This is a genomic window from Paenibacillus sp. FSL R7-0216 (genome assembly GCF_037969915.1).
Taxonomy (GTDB): domain Bacteria; phylum Bacillota; class Bacilli; order Paenibacillales; family Paenibacillaceae; genus Fontibacillus; species Fontibacillus rhizolycopersici.
Genome location: NZ_CP150222.1, coordinates 4,102,178 through 4,120,050 on the forward strand (window position 1 = coordinate 4,102,178; position 17,873 = coordinate 4,120,050).

General features: G+C 54.0%; 17 protein-coding genes and 1 riboswitch. Of the genes, 1 reads left to right on the plus strand and 16 read right to left on the minus strand.

Annotation, left to right across the window (positions count from 1 at the left end):
* Positions 1 to 60: 60 nt before the first annotated feature.
* The 8 genes from MKZ15_RS18840 to MKZ15_RS18875 form a co-directional block, all read right to left on the minus strand.
* Complete coding sequence (locus tag MKZ15_RS18840; protein ID WP_155606180.1) at positions 61 to 834, minus strand: SDR family oxidoreductase; 774 nt, start codon at positions 832 to 834, stop codon at positions 61 to 63.
* 364 nt (positions 835 to 1,198) lie between these two features.
* Positions 1,199 to 2,080, minus strand: a complete 882-nt coding sequence (locus MKZ15_RS18845; RefSeq protein ID WP_155606179.1) for a MetQ/NlpA family ABC transporter substrate-binding protein — start codon at positions 2,078 to 2,080, stop codon at positions 1,199 to 1,201.
* Positions 2,081 to 2,143: 63 nt separating this feature from the next.
* On the minus strand, positions 2,144 to 2,812 hold the full coding sequence (locus MKZ15_RS18850) for a methionine ABC transporter permease (protein ID WP_193417376.1): 669 nt from the start codon (positions 2,810 to 2,812) through the stop codon (positions 2,144 to 2,146).
* Complete coding sequence (locus MKZ15_RS18855; RefSeq protein WP_339817359.1) at positions 2,812 to 3,828, minus strand: methionine ABC transporter ATP-binding protein; 1,017 nt, start codon at positions 3,826 to 3,828, stop codon at positions 2,812 to 2,814. Before MKZ15_RS18855 ends, MKZ15_RS18850 begins: the two co-directional genes overlap by 1 nt.
* 106 nt (positions 3,829 to 3,934) lie before the next feature.
* A riboswitch (SAM riboswitch) is annotated at positions 3,935 to 4,096 on the minus strand.
* 95 nt (positions 4,097 to 4,191) lie between these two features.
* Positions 4,192 to 4,908, minus strand: a complete 717-nt coding sequence (locus tag MKZ15_RS18860) for a Cthe_2314 family HEPN domain-containing protein (protein WP_339817360.1) — start codon at positions 4,906 to 4,908, stop codon at positions 4,192 to 4,194.
* 14 nt (positions 4,909 to 4,922) lie between these two features.
* Entirely contained in the window at positions 4,923 to 6,689 is a 1,767-nt protein-coding gene (locus tag MKZ15_RS18865; protein WP_339817361.1) for a UbiD family decarboxylase, read from the minus strand.
* 132 nt (positions 6,690 to 6,821) lie between these two features.
* Positions 6,822 to 7,793, minus strand: a complete 972-nt coding sequence (locus tag MKZ15_RS18870; protein ID WP_339817362.1) for a heme A synthase — start codon at positions 7,791 to 7,793, stop codon at positions 6,822 to 6,824.
* Positions 7,794 to 7,930: 137 nt separating this feature from the next.
* Entirely contained in the window at positions 7,931 to 8,299 is a 369-nt protein-coding gene (locus MKZ15_RS18875; protein ID WP_155606173.1) for a thioredoxin family protein, read from the minus strand.
* A 152-nt stretch (positions 8,300 to 8,451) separates the two neighbouring features.
* Here MKZ15_RS18875 and MKZ15_RS18880 point away from each other — a divergent pair, with 152 nt between their 5' ends.
* Positions 8,452 to 9,747, plus strand: a complete 1,296-nt coding sequence (locus MKZ15_RS18880; protein WP_339817363.1) for a DUF2515 family protein — start codon at positions 8,452 to 8,454, stop codon at positions 9,745 to 9,747.
* 302 nt (positions 9,748 to 10,049) lie between these two features.
* Here the strand turns inward: MKZ15_RS18880 and MKZ15_RS18885 are convergent, their stop codons facing one another.
* The 8 genes from MKZ15_RS18885 to MKZ15_RS18920 all read right to left on the minus strand — a co-directional run bounded on the left by MKZ15_RS18885 (position 10,050) and on the right by MKZ15_RS18920 (position 17,739).
* The gene (locus tag MKZ15_RS18885; RefSeq protein WP_155606171.1) at positions 10,050 to 11,678 is read right to left on the minus strand and encodes a polysaccharide biosynthesis protein; all 1,629 of its coding nucleotides are present in this window, start codon (positions 11,676 to 11,678) and stop codon (positions 10,050 to 10,052) included.
* Positions 11,679 to 11,730: 52 nt separating this feature from the next.
* Complete coding sequence (locus tag MKZ15_RS18890) at positions 11,731 to 12,216, minus strand: DUF456 family protein (RefSeq protein ID WP_339822520.1); 486 nt, start codon at positions 12,214 to 12,216, stop codon at positions 11,731 to 11,733.
* Positions 12,217 to 12,226: 10 nt separating this feature from the next.
* A complete protein-coding gene (locus MKZ15_RS18895; protein WP_193417482.1) occupies positions 12,227 to 12,976 on the minus strand; it encodes a Cof-type HAD-IIB family hydrolase in 750 nt (249 codons plus the stop codon).
* A 163-nt stretch (positions 12,977 to 13,139) separates the two neighbouring features.
* On the minus strand, positions 13,140 to 13,988 hold the full coding sequence (locus MKZ15_RS18900) for a prohibitin family protein (RefSeq protein WP_155606169.1): 849 nt from the start codon (positions 13,986 to 13,988) through the stop codon (positions 13,140 to 13,142).
* 155 nt (positions 13,989 to 14,143) lie between these two features.
* Positions 14,144 to 15,025 carry a metal ABC transporter permease gene (locus tag MKZ15_RS18905; protein WP_239483757.1) on the minus strand — a complete coding sequence of 294 codons (882 nt, stop codon included), beginning with the start codon at positions 15,023 to 15,025 and terminating at the stop codon, positions 14,144 to 14,146.
* Positions 15,025 to 15,978, minus strand: a complete 954-nt coding sequence (locus tag MKZ15_RS18910) for a metal ABC transporter permease (RefSeq protein WP_339817364.1) — start codon at positions 15,976 to 15,978, stop codon at positions 15,025 to 15,027. Before MKZ15_RS18910 ends, MKZ15_RS18905 begins: the two co-directional genes overlap by 1 nt.
* Positions 15,979 to 15,984: 6 nt before the next feature.
* Positions 15,985 to 16,743 (minus strand): metal ABC transporter ATP-binding protein, encoded by a 759-nt coding sequence (locus MKZ15_RS18915; RefSeq protein ID WP_155606166.1) that lies wholly within the window; start codon positions 16,741 to 16,743, stop codon positions 15,985 to 15,987.
* Positions 16,744 to 16,764: 21 nt separating this feature from the next.
* The gene (locus MKZ15_RS18920) at positions 16,765 to 17,739 is read right to left on the minus strand and encodes a zinc ABC transporter substrate-binding protein (protein WP_339817367.1); all 975 of its coding nucleotides are present in this window, start codon (positions 17,737 to 17,739) and stop codon (positions 16,765 to 16,767) included.
* Positions 17,740 to 17,873 lie beyond the last annotated feature (134 nt).

The following is a 17,873-nucleotide window of genomic DNA, read 5'->3' on the forward strand; positions in this document are numbered from 1 at the left end:
GGAGGGTTTAAACGAACTCGGCCCCCGGCAAATTGCCGGAAGGCCGGGTTTTTTGTTAGTTCAGGAGGGTTTAATCCATGGTCGGATCGGGTCAAGCCCCCCAGAGATATCCATGATATTGCCAGTGATAAAATCGGAGTCCGTATGGCACAAAAATGCGATCACGCGGGCGATATCCTCCCCGCTTCCCGGCCGTCCCAGCGGCGTCTCCCCATCCTGAAGTCCGCGGACTTCATGGATCGACATCTCCTTGTGGCCCCCGCGGATATCCCCCGGGCAAACCATGTTCACCGTGATGCCATAAGGCGCCTCCTCGACGGCCAGCGTCTTCGTAAAGGACACAAGCCCGGTTTTGGCTGCCGCATAAACGGCCCGGTGGGGCCAGGCGCGCGACTCGGAGGCATGACCAAACCCGAAATGGATGATCCGCCCCCATCTCTTCTCCCGCATCCCCGGCAACACGAGATGATCCAGCAGCAGGCTGCCGACCAAATTCCCCTCGATCATGCCCAACACTTCGCTCTGGCTGTAATCGGCAAACAGCTTGCGTTCCCGAATAAACGGTCCGGCATTGTTGACCAGAATATCAATGGTCCCCAGCTGCTCGTTCACCTGACGAGCCAGTTCCTCGCTTTGCTCCCGGCTCGATACATCGGCTTGCACTGCGATACAACGTACGCCAAGTCGCTCGATGTCCGATCGGAGAGAGAGCGCTTCCGCTTCACTATGTACGTAATTTAGTGCAATATGGCACCCTTGCTCTGCTAGGGTCAGCGCAGTTTTCTTCCCGAGGCCTTTCGCGCTTCCGGTAATTAAGGCGACTTTGCCGTGCAACGTTGTTCTCCTCCTCCCAGGTGCAGTTACCCTTAAGTATAAAAGATTTGAGGGATTCCCACAAACTGCCGTTGCCAACGCTCACCCAAATGCAAAAGTGCAGTTGAATATCACCCAAAATCCCCTAACCATCGTGTTCAAATGCAAAAGTGCAGTTGAATTCACGTCAAAACGGTCTCTTGGGGCCGATTCACCTCCAACGAGATGTACTTTTACCTTTCATTGACCAATAATCGGAGATTTACCGAAAATGAACTGCAGTTTTGCAGTTGAGAGAGGGTGGGCGTGCCTAACTGACCGTAAAAGAGTAAGATAAAAAAAACCCGCTGCACAACGCAGCGGGACATGTCTGCTTCTTTACTACTTAGAATACCGGTACCAAAGCGCCTTGGTACGTGTCGTTGATGAACGTTCTAACCTCATCGGAAGTCAGAGCTTTCGCCAGCTTCTGGATTGCTTCGGAATCCTTATTATCAGGACGGGCAACCAGAATGTTCGTGTACGGCGATTCCTTATCTTCGATGAACAAAGCATCCTTCGTCGGATTCAGTTTCGCTTCCAGCGCATAGTTCGTATTGATCAGCGCCAGATCCACTTCGGCCAATTGGCGAGGCAACATGGCTGCGTCGGTTTCGATGATTTTCAGGTTTTTCGGATTTTCTACGATGTCCTTCTGCGTTGCCGTAATTCCAGCTTCGTCCTTCAGCTTAATCAACCCTTGCTTCTGCAGCAGCAGCAGCGCGCGACCGCCATTGGTCGGGTCGTTCGGGATCGCCACTTTGGCGCCGTCCGGAATTTCTTCCGTGGATTTATATTTGTTCGAGTAAGCGCCAAACGGTTCAACGTGAACGCCTACGACCGAAACGAGGTCAAACCCGTTTTGGGCATTTTGCTCGTCCAGATAAGGCTGATGCTGGAAATAGTTCGCGTCCAGCTCTTTTTCATACAGCTGTACGTTCGGCTGCACATAGTCGGTAAACTCTTTCACTTCCAGCTCCACGCCTTCTTCCTTCAGCTTCGGCGCGATAAACTTCAGAATATCGGCATGCGGTACGGTAGCACCTACAACCAGCTTCACCGGCTCTGCTGCCGTTTGGTTCCCAGCATTCGCTGCATTCCCCTCAGCAGCCGATGTATTTCCAGCCGTGTTACCTTCAGCTCCGTTATTGGCGGCGTTATTGCTGCCGCAAGCGGCCAACACCAACACCAACACGAGTGTAAGTAAAGATAATGTCCATTTTTTCATTGCAGGTTCTCCCCCTTAAGAGTGTTTTTTGAATAAGGATACTTCTATCTATTTAGGATTTCCTTATTTCCGCGTAAAAAAGATCACTAGCCGGTCTCCCAGCATTTGCAGTACTTGCACCAGAATCACCATGAAGATCACCGAAACGATCATGACGCCCGTTTCGTACCGGTAATACCCGTAACGGATCGCCAGGTCACCGAGTCCGCCTCCGCCTACCATGCCTGACATCGCGGTATACGACACCAGCGTGACCACGGTAATCGTCATGCCTGCGATCAAGCCGGGCAGCGATTCCGGGAGCAGCACCTTGCGGATGATCTGGAAGGTGGAAGCCCCCATCGCCTGGGAAGCTTCAATTACCCCGCGGTCAACCTCGCGCAGCGCCGTTTCCACCAGACGCGCGAAGAACGGGGCTGCCCCAATCACCAGCGGCGGAATCGTGCCTTCCACGCCGGTGGATACGCCCATGAGGGTCCGCGTGACCGGAATCAAGGCGACGATCAGGATGATGAACGGTACCGAGCGAAGAATGTTCACGATCAGCGAAATCAACCTGTAAACCCATCCTAATACCAAGGATTGGGAACGCGAGAAGGTGAACAGCAATACCCCGAGCGGGAGCCCGATCACGAAGGTGAACAAGGTTGCATACCCCATCATCTGCAAGGTATCCAGCGTAGCTGTGCCCATCTCCGACCAATCAATGGCTCCGAGGTCCAGTCCTCTCATTACTCGATCACCTCCACGTCAAGATCGCGTTCCTGCAAGAGCGACAGCGTGCGCTCTACCTGGTCGTCTTCGCCTTCGAACGATACGGTCAGTTGACCATACGGAGTATCCTTGATCGTGGAGATCGTTCCTTGCAGGATGGCGAAGTTGACGCCAGTTTCCCGCACGACCTGGGACAACACCGATTCATAAGTTTTCGCGCCCAGGAACGTGATTTTCACCAGCCTGGACCACTCCGGATGCGGTACGGAAGCCGCCAGTCTCACGCCTTCTTCCCCCGCCGCCTCCCGGTGAATGAACTCCCGGGTCACCATGTGCTTCGGTTTCAGGAACACTTCCGTCACCGGACCTTGCTCCACGATGCCGCCTTCGTGAATGACCGCCACCCGATCGCAGATGCTCTGGATGACATGCATTTCATGCGTGATCAGCAGAATCGTCAATTGGAATCGCTTGTTGATGTCAAGCAGCAGCTTCAGGATGGAGTCTGTCGTCTGCGGATCCAGCGCCGAGGTGGCTTCGTCGCACAGCAATACGTCGGGGTCGCTGGCCAGCGCTCGGGCGATTCCAACCCGCTGCTTCTGACCGCCGGACAGCTGCGCCGGAAACTTATGACGATGCTCCTCCAATCCGACCAAGGTAAGCAACTCGTTTACTTTCTCCGCAATCGCCGCCTTCGGCGTTCCGATCAGCGTAAGCGGAAATGCGATATTATCGTATACGGTCGCCGAGGAGAGTAGGTTGAAATGTTGAAAAATCATGCCGATTTTGCGGCGCTGCTGCTGAAGCTCCCGCTTGCCAAGCTTCGTGAGCTCAACCCCGCCGACCCACACCTCGCCTTCGGTCGGACGTTCCAGCAAATTGATACAACGGATTAAGGTGCTTTTGCCGGCGCCGGAGTGACCGATAACGCCGAAGATTTCGCCTTTGCGAACGCTAAGGTTCAACCCGGACAGCGCGGTGGTCGCCGTTTTTTTGGTGCCATATATTTTGGTAATCCCTTTAAGTTCGATCAATCGGCTAACCTCCTGTTCCTAGCATAGACAATTATCGACCGGCGTATGAAAAAACAGAAAAGAGCCCTACAGATTCAAAGGGCTCTCTTTACGTAAAGACAATGCCTTCTCATCTGCCAAAACCATCTGCTCACAAACGCATTGGTTTTGAAGGAATTAGCACCATGACATTCGGTCCCATGACTTCAGCGGAATCAAACTTCCGCATCACGGGTGAATCGGTTGCTGGGCTTCATCGGGCCTTTCCCTCCGCCTCTCTCGATAAGAAAAATATGAAATTGTAGAGTCGTTAATTGAAACTATTGATGAGTATAATGAGTTTTGCCCATTTTGTAAAGAGAAAAAATAGGAACGGCGGATCGATCAGACCGCCGCTATTTTTTTCCAACGTTGATTAATGTAGTCAAACACCGTGAAATACGTGTCGCAAACCATACGGTATCCCTGTTCCAGTTCGCGGATATGCTGATCCAGATCCTCCAGGGCGACTTTCCCGAACAACGCCTGATGACGCTGCCACAGATCGTCCTTCATCTCCGAGTTCATGTAATGAATCTCCGTGTTTCTCCGCCGGCGCAGAACACCCAGGGCTTCCCGGTAGGTCTCTTTAATGGCGATCAACTGGTTCCCCAGCTCGGTATGGGTCTTCAGATAAGCGAACTGGCGCAGCACGGTAAAATAAGAGAAATGCATCTTTATCTTCGAGGTTTTCAAATCGAACAATTCGTTGAGCACCGTTCCCAGCTTGTCCAGCGCCGAGAATACGCGGATGAAGCCGTCCTTGTAAAAATAGACGTACCTCGCATAATCGGACCGCTCAACCGGATCCATGTCCTCGACGGATTCCGTCCGCACCTTTTTGCGGAAAAGGGCGGCGGCAAACAAAGATTGTTCGAGTTCATCCAACGAAGAGATCAAGCCGTGTACCCAAATCTCCAGCTTGCGGAAATCGTGTGAAGGATCCTGATGCTCTTTGATTTCCTTTTGCAGCAGCTTGATCGTTTGCACCATCGCGTCGATCGTTTCAGCTAGCCGACCCTCGTTTTGCCGAGGCGGCTCGCCAAGCAAGCTTCGCAGCATAGGCATACCCCGTTTCACAGAAAGTAGGATTTCCAACGTTGATCCACCAAGGAGACGATGTCCTCTTGCGGGAACAGCTCATCCGGATAACCCGGCTTCATGCGGGCATCGATAACCAGCGGCAGACTGTAAGACAGGTGATGTTGGCGTATTTCGGAAGCAGCGTAAATATCGCTGGCCGGATTAAACCGTGTAAACACCGTCCATAGAAACGCCGTCTGATCATGGGCCGCTGCCTCGGCGTTATCCACCAGTACCACAAACGGCCAGGCAGTCCCGCGTTCGCGAAGACGGCCAAGCAACCGTTCGGCAAGCTCCGGCTCATCCTCATAGGATGCACCGGAAACGACAAGACATCCGTCATGAAAAACTTGGATTGAACGGATTTCGGCGATCTCGCCTTCGTCATACGCACGCGGCAGCTCACGTACAGGATCCCCAACGCCGATCAATATCGCCTTGCTGCCATGATTCAGTTTATGGCCGGTATAATCCAGCGTGTCATGCGACGTGTTGTTGAGAATAAACAGATCCGTACGCGGATCGAAACGCTCCAGCACCGTCTTGAGCAGCAGGCGGAAATCCGCCAAATCGATCAGCTTGTCCGTCAGCATGAGGAATTTCGTCAGCGACAGTTGGCCCTCCCCCAGGATGCGGAACGCTGATACGAGGGCTTCGCGGGAGTAACTCTCGCGAACCACGGCCGAGCTCAAGGCATGGAATCCGCTCTCCGCGTACGTCCAAAGGGAGCGAACATTCGGCATCACGATCGGGAACGCTGGCGATAGCAGCTTTTGCAGGAAATCGCCTAGGTAGTAATCCTCTTGCCGCGGTTTGCCGACGATTGTTGCCGGATAGATCGCATTCTTCCGATGCCACATATGGTTCACGTGCAGCACCGGGAATTCATGTTGCAAGGAATAATAGCCGAAATGATCGCCGAACGGACCTTCAAGTCGGCGTTCGTGCGGCGGTACGAGCCCAGATATTGCGAATTCCGACTCGGCCGGAATCCGGTGGCCGCCCAGCGGATTCTCTGCCATCGGGAGCTTTTCGCCCAGGATGAAAGAAGCGACCAGCAACTCGGACAAATGCTCGGGAACCGGCGAAATAGCCGAGGCTACCATGGCCGGCGGGCCGCCCAAGAATACGGAAACCGGCAAAGGCTCCCCGCGTTTCTCGGCTTCGTGGTAGTGGAACCCTCCGCCTTTCTGGATCTGCCAGTGTACTCCGGTCGTCTGATCGTCGTACAGCTGAATCCGGTACATCCCCAGGTTATTTTCTTTCGGCTGCAGCGGATTTTCCGTATACACGAGCGGCAGCGTGATAAACGGGCCCCCGTCCTTCTGCCAACTCGTCACTTTCGGCAAATCCTTCAATGGCGTCTCCGTCCGGCAGACTTCGAGGATCGGGGCTTCGTTCTTGGATACGGTTTTCATACCGACCTTCAAAACGTCGCGTATCAGCCCCCGCTCGTTCCAAATCGCTTTGGGCGTCGGCGGCAGCAATTTATGTATCGCCTCGACCAGTTGGTTAGCAAGCATCTCGGGCCGAGGGCCAAAAGCCATTTCCACCCGGCGAGGTGTTCCAAACAGGTTGGTTGCCACCGGGAACGGCGTTCCTTTGACATTGGTAAACAGCAAAGCGGGGCCGCCGTCATCAATGACCCGCCGGTGAATTTCGGCCAACTCCAGATAGGGATCGACCGGCACGTCGATGATGGCGAGGTCGTTTTCTTTTTGCAGCGCATCGATCCATTGCCGTAGGTTCTTGTAACTCATCTTGTTGTCCTCCTATAAAAGACGGAATTGTCGTCCGTTCCTCACATAACGTTCGCTTATAGACAAAAGTATACCTTATCCGTGCAGCCGCTTGAGCGTCCGTCATTCTACAGATTCATGACAATCGCGTTGTCAAACCGCCTTGCCGGCCGACGTCGCCTGTACCTCGGGTGTTCGGCTCAACTGCCAAGTCCGGACGCTTAAATAGCAAAGGACTCCGAATAAAGCGGCCAATACGATAATGTGCGCGAGCGAAGCGAACAAATAAACATCGTAGTTGTTTAAGGTCAGCACAATGGTGGCCCCGGTGAACACCTGGACGATCACCAGCAGCGTTGCGGCGACACCCAGCTTGCGGATTTCCGGCAGACCGGGATGCTTGCGGAAGGCAAAGTGACCTACCGTGGCTATTACGACCAGCAGCAAAGCGGCCGCAACCCGGTGCAGAAAGGCGATGCCTTCCCCCCCGGACAGTTCGGGAACGAGTTGCCCGTTGCACAGCGGCCAACCGCTGCAACCGCCGGCCGAGTCCGTATGGCTGACATACGCGCCGATATAGACAACGATATAGGTGTAGCCGGTCGCTATCCAGGTCAGATTACGGAACGCCTTAGAAACCCGAGCCGAAGAAGGTGCATAGTCAGAAGACTGTGCATTAACTTGTCCGCGCTCCTCCTGGCGAACGCCCAGCACCAGCATGATCGAGCTCGCGAAGGCGATCAACGAGAACCCAAAATGCAGCGCCATGACGGCAGACGACGTAGGATAGATCACCGCCATCGCTCCCATAACGGCCTGTACCATAACGAAGATGAGCGCAAGCAGGGAATAGATCTGGAGGTCTTTACGGTTCTTCCGATACAACCAAAAGGCGACAAACGCCGCCAAAGAGACCAATCCAGCCGCCCCGCTGACGGCACGGTGGGAATATTCAATCATCGAAGCAAGTGTATGAGCAGGAACAAATTTCCCGTGACAAAGCGGCCAATCGTTGCCGCAGCCCAATCCCGATTCCGTCTTAGTCACGACGCTGCCGCCTAATGTGGCCAGAAACATGACAAAACAGGACGCGTAACTGAGCCATTTCAAATATTTCGTATTCAAACGGTTCACACCTTTTAGTTAATCGATAAATCCTTTTCATTATAACCGATCAACTAACTTCTTTCATAGAAAATGTTGAAAAATAGACACCGCCGCAAGGGAAACCCTGACGGCGGTGTGAGGAATATAATGGATTTTTACAGTGTATCCCGTGTTTCCGGCGTGTCATGCAGCGTATGGTACACGTCCAACGCCTTGTTCAGGAAATTTTCAATTTCCTCGCGGGATTTGCGTAGCTTGTTCACGAACCGAACCAGTTCGCGGCCGTCAGTATAGGCGACGAAACTCGGGATGCCCAGAATGTTCTGCTCCTGGCTGACATCGCCGACCTGATCGACATCCACCTCGATCAACGTTAACCGGCCTGCGTATTTCTCCTCGACATCTGGCATAAACGGATCTATGAATTTGCAATCCCCACACCAGTCCGCTTTGAAGACCGCTACGATCAGGTTGCTGGATTGGATGCTGACTTGAAACTCCGCGGGAGACGTTATTTTTTTCATAAGGCCATCCTTCCTTTCCTTCAGGTACTTCTAGTCAACCAAAAGCGGGAGTGGAAGTCAAATGTTTCGGACATACTAATTACTAATACCGTAGTATGTCTTGTTGGCCGCCAAATATTCGCAGTTCGGGAAGAAGGGAGGGCGGAAGCACAATGGAGGATTCTCGCCAGACCAAGGGGAAAGCCATCAATTTGCGGCGATTGATGTTCCGCCTGCCCGCCGCATTTTCGTCTATGCTCAGAAGCAAAACCGCTTCCCTCTCCGATTCGTCCCGAATGCGGAAAGAGACGGTTTCTCTAGGTTGGAACGAAGCGGCTGCCCGCACGGTGATTAACGATATCGAAGAACAACTACGGCGCAACACGTCGTCTAGGCCTATGCCAGCAGGGGAGGAGTACAGCGCCGAGGATTTACGACTTGCCGAAACCATTGCAGAGGAAACTCGCGTAGCCGGGGCGAGCAATATCAGCCGAACCGCGGCTTATCTTGCCTGCTATCAAGCCTGCCCGGAACTGCATTGGGCTTTTCTCGCGCACATGGTCTCGCGGAATGCCGGCTGGAACATGACGGACCTGCACAGCAGCCGGATCGCCGATGTGGTCGACGCTGAGGAGAAGCGGCTGACCTATCGGTTTCTAGAGCGCAGCAACGCGTTGATCTTCCAAGATGCCTACCCGCAGCTAAGGTTGTACATGAAGAGCCGGGAGCTTGGCGCTAGTCGGTTCCACCTGCTGCCGTATTTTCACGTATCCGGGTTTATGCGCCCATTCTGGGAACGGTTTTGGATCGACCGCGGCAGTGCCTTGCTCACCGTGGGACTGATCATCAATGAGCAGAATTATATCGAAAAACGCGTCGTACGCCATCCTTACTTCCAGAAACATGTGACGGGTAAAATGAACTTTCGCCTGCTCAGCCTGGCCGGATTAAACCAGGTGGTGTTCCCGCTGAGTGAACAGGCGGAAGACGAGGCTGCCGGGGGCGAGGCGCGCCGCCTTGCGGGGCGCACCGTCTCCGACTTCGGCAGCCTGCCGGCCCGCATCGCGTTAGGCAAAAGCCTCTACGCGATGCTTATGGGCTACCGCGCCGTGCGCAGCGGCGCGGAGCGGTTCGCCGCGAGCGTGCCGCATAGCGGCTCGCGGGCGGATTATTGGCCGGAACTGTTCACGGCCAATTTGGAAGAAGCTCTGACCGCCAAGGTGCAGGGGTCAGAGCTTCTGGAACAGGAGACGCTGCCGCCGGGCCAGCGTCTCTACAGCCCCAAGCTGCTGAGCGCTTGGGGCGACACCGCCTATGAGCCAATCTCCCGGGAGGATTGGCTCAAGGATACCCGCGCGCTGGATGGCATCAGCGCGCCGAAGGCGCCGTTCCTGTGCGACATCAGCCGGTCGCACAGGAACGGCATCCTCGAGACCGCATTGGTGCACGATGCGGTGGAAGACCGCTGACCCGCGGGGCGCTTGGGTTGCCTGGGCAGCCTTGGGCGCCTCCTCTGGTCGGCTCTTTTCACCATTATCCCGTATGATCAGGGATCTGAATTTACAAGGGAATTGGTGTATCCCAGCAGCAACATCTCCTCCCTGGCCTGAGCCAAAGGGATAATGGTGTAAAAGCGACATACAACTCCCCAACCTGTGCCAAAGGGATAATGGTGTAAAAGCGACATATAACTCCCTGACCTGAACCAAAGGGATAATCGAGCAAAGGCGCCAATCGATAGAATGAAGGCGGGCGGACCGCCGATCTTGTTTTATCCCACCTGTCGGCCTCCGCGCTGCAACCGCATCAGCGGGGACAGCACTTTGCGAAGCGGTGACGGATAACCAGCCAGCTCGTCCTTCCGGATGACGCGCAACAGGATGAGAAGCACCGGATACAGCGCGACAACCGCCACGCCAACGATGCAGCAGGTCAGGAAGAAAGCGACGCGCGCCGGCATCAGATCCACCATTTGGATCCCCGCTTGATTCAAGCCATATCCCACACCCGACAACGCGACAATCGTTAGTACGAACCCGCCCCAACGGCTGCCCATCAGCGAGAATGGAACGATCTGCTTCATCGCCCGTACATTCAGCAGCGTAATCACGAGGAAGCAGAGACCGGTGGCGATAATGATGCCATATATCCCCCAGAACTGAGCAAGCACATAGCTGGCCGCCAGCTTCACAAGAATCCCGATTGCCACGTGTACCATGGATAAATTGGCTTTACCAACTCCAAGCAGAATCGAGTTGCTGGTCATCATCGTGATTTGAAAAATCGTCGCGAACGTCAGCAGAGCCACAATGCTGCTGCCGTCGCGGGTGCTAAACAGCAGCCCGTTCACGGAATAAGCCGCAGTGCCCAGCGCAAGGATGATCGGCATCCCGCTCAGCACCGCAACCCGCATCGCCAACGTTACCTGGCGCTGCAGATGCTCCTGATCCTTCCGCGCGTAAGCAGCGGAGATAATAGGCACCAGCGATTGGCTTAGCGCAATCGCCAAAATCGGCGGAATACCGGCGATCATCTGCGCACGATTCCCAAGAATACCGAGGATATACGTAGCTTGTCCGGAGCCGATTTGTCCGGTTAGCAGCGGCTTCAGGATCGAGTTATCGATGAAGTTCACCGCCGGAACCGCGAGTGCGGTGAGCACGATCGGAATCGATAGCTTAAATATCTCCGCATAGATCCGTTTAAAGGACATCCGTCCGGTGGTCTTTTCCATCTTCTCTTGCCCAGCGGATTGGTCCTTCCGCGACAATTTCATGCTGTACACCAACATGACGACCAGCGCGGCCACCCCGCCGAGCACCGCGCCAAATGTCGCGCCGGCTGCAATTTGCTCGCCCGAGTATCCCCAATGGAACAGCACAAAAGCCAAAATAATGCCGGTAGCCACCCGCACGATTTGCTCAATCACCTGCGAAACCCCGCCCGCGATCATGATATTCCGACCCTGTAAGTAGCCACGAATGATCGCAATCAGCGGGAATAGCAGCAGTGCTGGTGCCAGGGCACGAATCGCAACAACCGATTCCGGAACGCCGGAAGCCTCGGCATAATAAGGCGCAAGAACAAACAGCAACGCGAACATAACGACGCCCGCCACACCTGCAAATAGCAATGCCGCCTGATAGACGCGACGCGCTTCCTCGGGCCGGTTCAGCGCATGCCGCTCCGACACCATTTTGCTCAGCGTACTCGGAATGCCTGCCGTCGCTAAAGTTAACAGCATGAAATAAGCCGCATTCGCTTGTGAATACGACGCGTTCCCGATATCTCCGAGGATGTGCTCCAACGGCACGCGCTGGAACAGGCCGAGCACCCTCGCGATCAGCGCGGCCCCCGCCAAAATTAACGTACCTTTAACAAACGATTCCTTCTTGGACAAAACCAATTCCTTCTTTCCCGCAATCCTGATGAGTGCTCTGATGAGATATAGGTTAAAATGCAACAATCCAAATGATGAAGATGACGATCATGACCAACTGTAGGATCACCTTAACAACGATGCTGCTAAACAAGCCGACAACCGAGCCGACACCGACTTTAAACGACTTGGACAGCGATTCACCTTTGATCAATTCCCCGATCATCGCACCAAGGAGCGGACCCAGCACCAACCCGAAGGCTGGAATAATAAACGGGCCGATGATAATGCCGATCGTGCTAAGCCACACTGACAGCTTGCTGCCGCCGAATTTCTTGACCCCCCAAGCTCCCACCGCATAATCCGCCACCATCAGAACGACGACGATCAGCGTTTGCAGGATCCAGAAGAACCACCCAAAAGGTTCAAACGAGAAAAACCAACCGTACACGAAAAAGGCAAAATAAACGGCGAGCACCCCGGGTAATACGGGATACACCGCTCCGGCCATACCCACGGCAAATAGGACAATTACCAGAATCCAGCCAAGTACGGTCAATGCCATTTTCTCACTCTCCCGTCAATATATAATCCCGAATTATCCAGGCAATTCCGTCTTCATTATTCGACGTGGTTACGACATCCGCCTTCTCCTTCACGGCTTCCTGCGCGTTGCCCATCGCTACGCCGAGCCCCGCAACCTCGATCGCGGCCAAGTCATTCAGACTGTCCCCAACCGCCACGACTTCGGACATCTCCAGCCCCAGCAGTCCGCAAACCGTGTCGATTCCACTGGCTTTACTGATTCCCTTCGGATTGATTTCCAGATTGTGCGGGGACGAATTCGTAATTTCAAGGCCGCCCATTTCCTGCAGCTGCCGTAAAATATCTCCTCTCACCTCATCGTCCTCGGTAAAATAACCAAACTTCATCCAATGATTTTGTTCCAATAATTCGGGTTGCCAATTTGTTTCGTTATAGCTGCCCTCGACGGCGTATGCCCAAAACCAGACCATCTTTTCCCGGGAAATGTCGTACATTCGCGAAACCAATGACCGATCAAGCAACACTCTGCGATACAACTCATGCGGCGACTTCCAGACCTCACTTCCGTTCACCGTTATCATCGGCGTACCCAGGCCTAATTGATCACCGTACGGAACCGCCTCCTGGTACCCGCGTCCCGTCGACAAGCAGACATGCACCCCGGCGGCAGCAGCCTTCCGAATCCAGCGTTCCGTCTCGGGCGTAATTCGATGCTCATCATTAAGCAGCGTTCCATCCATATCGAGCGCCAACAGTTTGTATTTCAACAACAGACAGCTCCCCTATCCGCAATAGATTCTAATCTCTAGACAGCATACCGCCATTTTACCATAATCCCGGGTTCCGACAAAGCGCGCAGACCCGTTGATTAACTGTCCGTTAAACCCGAAAAAGCCGCCCTGGAAGGCGGCTAGGTTCGGGTTAACTTCGATTTAATTAACGCTGGTTCGTCAGCGATTGGATGTCGATGAATGGCGTGGCGCCGCCCGTCACTTGCGGGAGCTTGCCGTCCCATTTCTCCAGCGCTTTCTCCTGTACCTCGATCTGTTTAAGCTGTACCAGTTCCGGCGTAACCTCCTGCTTCTTCAGCTTAAGCGACTCTGCTTCGGCTTGGGCTTGAGCGATCTTCTGCTGCGCTTCGATCTGGATCCGCTTCAGGTCATTGCTGGCCTTCAAGGCTTGTTGCTGAGCAACCTGCTTCGCTTCGATCGATTGGTTAAACGCGTCGGAAAATTTAAAATTGACGATATTAATTTCGTTAACGATTAAATCGTATTTCGCCAGCCGAGCGGTCAAATGCTCGCTAATCTCCCCCGCTACGACGTCGCGCTTAGCGATCAGATCTTCGGCCTGATAGCGTGCCGTTACTTCTTTGACGATCTCTTGCACAGCCGGATTAATGATGACCATATCGAAATTCCCGCCGATATTGTTCATCAGATTGTAGGCCGAATCCTTGTTGACCGAGTAGTTGACGGCGACATGTGTGGAAACCGGCTGTAAATCCTTGGAGGAAGCGGTGGTGTCCGTTTCCGTCTTGGTGACCTGCGTGTTCACCTGAATGACGGTTTGAATAAACGGAACTTTGAAATGCATTCCTGGAGATAAAACATTATCATTCAACTTCCCGAACGTTTTGTACAAACCGACATGGCCGTATTCCACTTGCGCATAGCTGTTAGAACCAACGATGAGCACGACGATGACGATGATGGCCGTTGAAATCCATTTCCCCACGGGCGTGTTCTTCTTTGGATGTTGCTGCTGCTGTGTACCTGCCTCCATATGAATCCCTCTCCTTAAGTTGTGATCTGGCCGGACCATTTGCCGGCTAACTATATCAAGTAATACGGGGAAGAAGGAACTTGGTAGCAACAACTTGACAAGAATGCGTCACTTTCGGTCTAAAAATAGCGTTTGTTTTCGCTTGATTCGGGGCCTTAAACCGCTGCAGCGTTCGGTCGATTTCGCTTGCCAAATCGGGCGATCAGGCCATGCTTCGGAGAACAAACAAGCGCCAGCAGGAACAGGATGCCGGCTACCGTCACCATCGAGCCGGCGATGGAGGCGTCCAGCCATTTAGCCGCGTAGTAACCGCCCGCTGCGCTAAGCACCCCGATCAACACGCTGTACCCCAGCATGGCGCTCAGCCGATCGGTCAGCAAGTAAGCTGCCGATGCCGGAATGATCAACATGCCGACAACCAGGATGGCGCCAACGCTCTCAAAGGAAGCGACCGTTGACAGCGAAACCAACCCCATCAGTAAATAATGGAATAAGGCAACCGGAATCCCAACCGCAGCCGCCAGCGCAGGATCGAAGGCGCACAATTTAAACTGCTTGTAGAACAACAGGATTGCCACCAGCACGAGGAGCAACGTTCCGCTCAGCATCCAGACGGCGACCGGCCCCATGTCGTAGCCGTTCCAAATCCAGGTGTCCCACTGCACGTAGGCAATTTCACCAAACAGCACGCAATCTAGATCCAGATCAATGTGAGAGGCGTTCCGGCTGATTAGAATCACGCCAACGGCGAACAATGCCGTAAATACGATGCCGATCGAGGCATCTGATTGCAGGCCGCTTTGCTGTAAAGCCTGAATCAAGAAAACCGTGATCAATCCCAGCGCGGCCGCTCCGATGAGCATTAACATGGAGTCTCGAGAGCCGCTCACTAGAAATGCGATGGCAATCCCCGGCAAGACCGAGTGGCTGATTGCATCCCCGACCATGGCCATTTTCCGCAAAACCAGAAAGCAGCCCAAAACTCCACATGTTGCGGCCACCAGTGTACCGGTCAAAATAATCCAAAAATCAGCCATTATTCCGTCCCCCTTTCAACCGCATTCCCGGCTTGTCGGATCATCGCCAGCTCCGCGGGATGCTGTATCTCGCTGCGGCCGCGCCAGCGGCGCACCCATTTCGCTAGCAGCCCCCGATTTGGTGCAAACACCGCGGAGAGGACAAACAACGCGGTTGCCGCTAATACCGTGACCGGACCGGTCGGCAGATTCGATAAGGTCGAACTGATCAATGTTCCGGTGACCCCCGACAACGCCCCGAATACACCGGCCAACACGACCATGATACCCAAAGCGTCGGTCCAGAACCGGGCGGCGACCGCCGGTGTAATCAGCAAGGCAGCCACCAGTACGACTCCTACTGCTTGAATCCCCACGACGACCGCTACTACGGTCATAAGCAAGAGCAATTGCTCCAGAAAGGCTACCTTAAGTCCCATTCCCCTCGCAAAGCCGGGATCGAAGCTTACTAGCTTAAATTCTTTGAAGAGCAAAATGCAGACTACGATCAACAGAACGGATACGGCGCCCATCAGATAGACGTCCGCGAGCATCATAGAGGCCGCCTGACCAAACAGGTATTTATCGAGGCCGCTTTGGTTCCCGTTGCCGCTGTGTTGGATCTTCGTCAGCATCACGATCCCGATCCCAAAGAACACCGAAAGCACAATACCAAGCGCCGCGTCTTGCTTGATCCGCGTATAGCGAGTGATTGCGGAGATCCCAAACGTCGCCGCCATTCCGGCTAGGATCGCGCCGAGCATAAACAGGCCCACGGACTTGACCCCGGTTAACATAAACGCGATGCAGATCCCAGGCAACGCAGCGTGCGCCAGCGCATCTCCAAGCAAGCTTTGCTTGCGAAGATAGGTGAAGGATCCGATAACGCCGCTTCCTAAGCCCAGCAGCAAGGACCCCATCAAAATCCACTGCAAGTTCGGATCGGTAATCCATTGCCATAATGTCGTTAACATCGTTTGTCACACCTTCCCAGCAGGAGCAGCACCGAAATCCGCCAGCATGGCGATTCTTCCGCCATACGTCTGATGCAAATGATCCGGCGTAAACGTCTCCTCGGTGGGTCCTGCGGCAATCAATTCACCGTTCAGCAGCAGCACATGATCGAAATACTCCTTAACCGTGGATAAATCGTGATGCACGACCAGAACCGTTTTCCCCTGCTCCTTCAATTCGTGCAATAGGGCGATGATCGCTTTTTCCGTGGTGGCGTCCACGCCGGCAAAGGGTTCATCCATAAAATAGACTTGCGCATTTTGCGCCAGCGCCCGGGCCAGAAACACCCGTTGCTGCTGACCGCCAGACAGTTGACTGATCTGACGACCGGCATACTCCGCCATTCCTACCTTGGCCAGACATTCCATGGCGATCTGCCGCTCTTTCGCCCCCGGGCGGCGGAACCAACCAAGCTGGCCATAACGCCCCATCATCACCACATCCAACGCATGGGTTGGGAAATCCCAATCGACCGATTCACGCTGGGGCACATATCCGATCAACTTGCGTTGTTCCCGGTAGGAGCGGCCATAGATGCGTACTTCTCCGTCCAGAGTCGGAAGCAGCCCTAGCACCGCTTTTAACAGTGTGGATTTGCCCGCCCCGTTCGGACCGAGAATTCCTATTAATTGCCCCTCCGGGATTTGAAAAGATACCGAACGCAACACCGGCTTTTTCTGATAAGCAACCGTTAATCGGTTCACTTCAAGCGGATAACTCTTCATCCTTGTTCTCCCCTTCTGGACTTATTTCAACGCTTCAACGATCGTGTTCACATTATGTTGGACCATATGAATGTACGTGTCCGCCTCGGAGCCGGCTTCTCCCAACGAGTCCGAATACAGCTCGCCGCCAATTTCCACGGTATGCCCCAGCTCAGCGGCTCCGGCGATGACCGCCTCCATCGATTTGGTGGGGATACTCGATTCCACGAACACGGCCTTGATCTTGTTCTCAACCAAGAAGTCCCGAAGCTTGGCGACGTCCTTTGAACCGTATTCGGCCGCCGTACTGATCCCTTGCAGGCCCATGACCTGGATCCCGTAGGCATCTCCAAAGTAACCAAACGCATCATGTGCCGTTACTAATACCCGGTCCTGCTCGGGGATTTCGGCAATCCGTTGCTTCACCTCCGCATCCAGCTTCTCCAATTCGGCGATATACGCTTCGGCGTTCTTCCGATAGGCGTCCGCTTGGTCCGGATCGTAGGCCGACAACGTGTCTCGGATCGTTTCCGTCGCCGTGATCCAGTGCCGGACGTTAAACCAGATATGCGGATCGTATTGCGATCCGCCGGCATCCGCGCCAGAGCGCAGTTCGCCCGGATCAATGTCCTTCGAGACCGCCACGGTCCGCTTCCGCTGCTCCAATTTCTCGAAAACTTCCGTCATTTTCCCTTCTAAGTGCAGCCCCCCGTAAAACACGACCTCTGCGTTGTCCAGCTTCTCGATATCCCCTTGCGATGCCTTATATAAATGCGGGTCTACCCCCGGTCCCATCAGTCCGGTCACCTCGACCTGCTCACCGCCGACTTCCCGTACGACATCCGTAATCATCCCGATCGTGGCCACTACCAGTACCGGCGTTTCGTCCGCCGAGTCACGGATATGGTCTGCCTGGCCCTCCGCTTTAGAACAAGCCGCCAATACGATCAAAGCCAATACGCCTAACGTCATCTTTGCCCTTTCAAAAGGGCTTTTCTTCATCTTCAACTCATCCATTTCGTTTCTCCTCTCCCTTAATCGCTCAATGTTGTACAAGTAAACACTTGTTTGCTCAGGCTTTATTTTTTAGTGTTATATAAAAATGTTTCCCTTGTGCAAATTTTAAGCAAAGGATTACCAAAAAGCAAGCG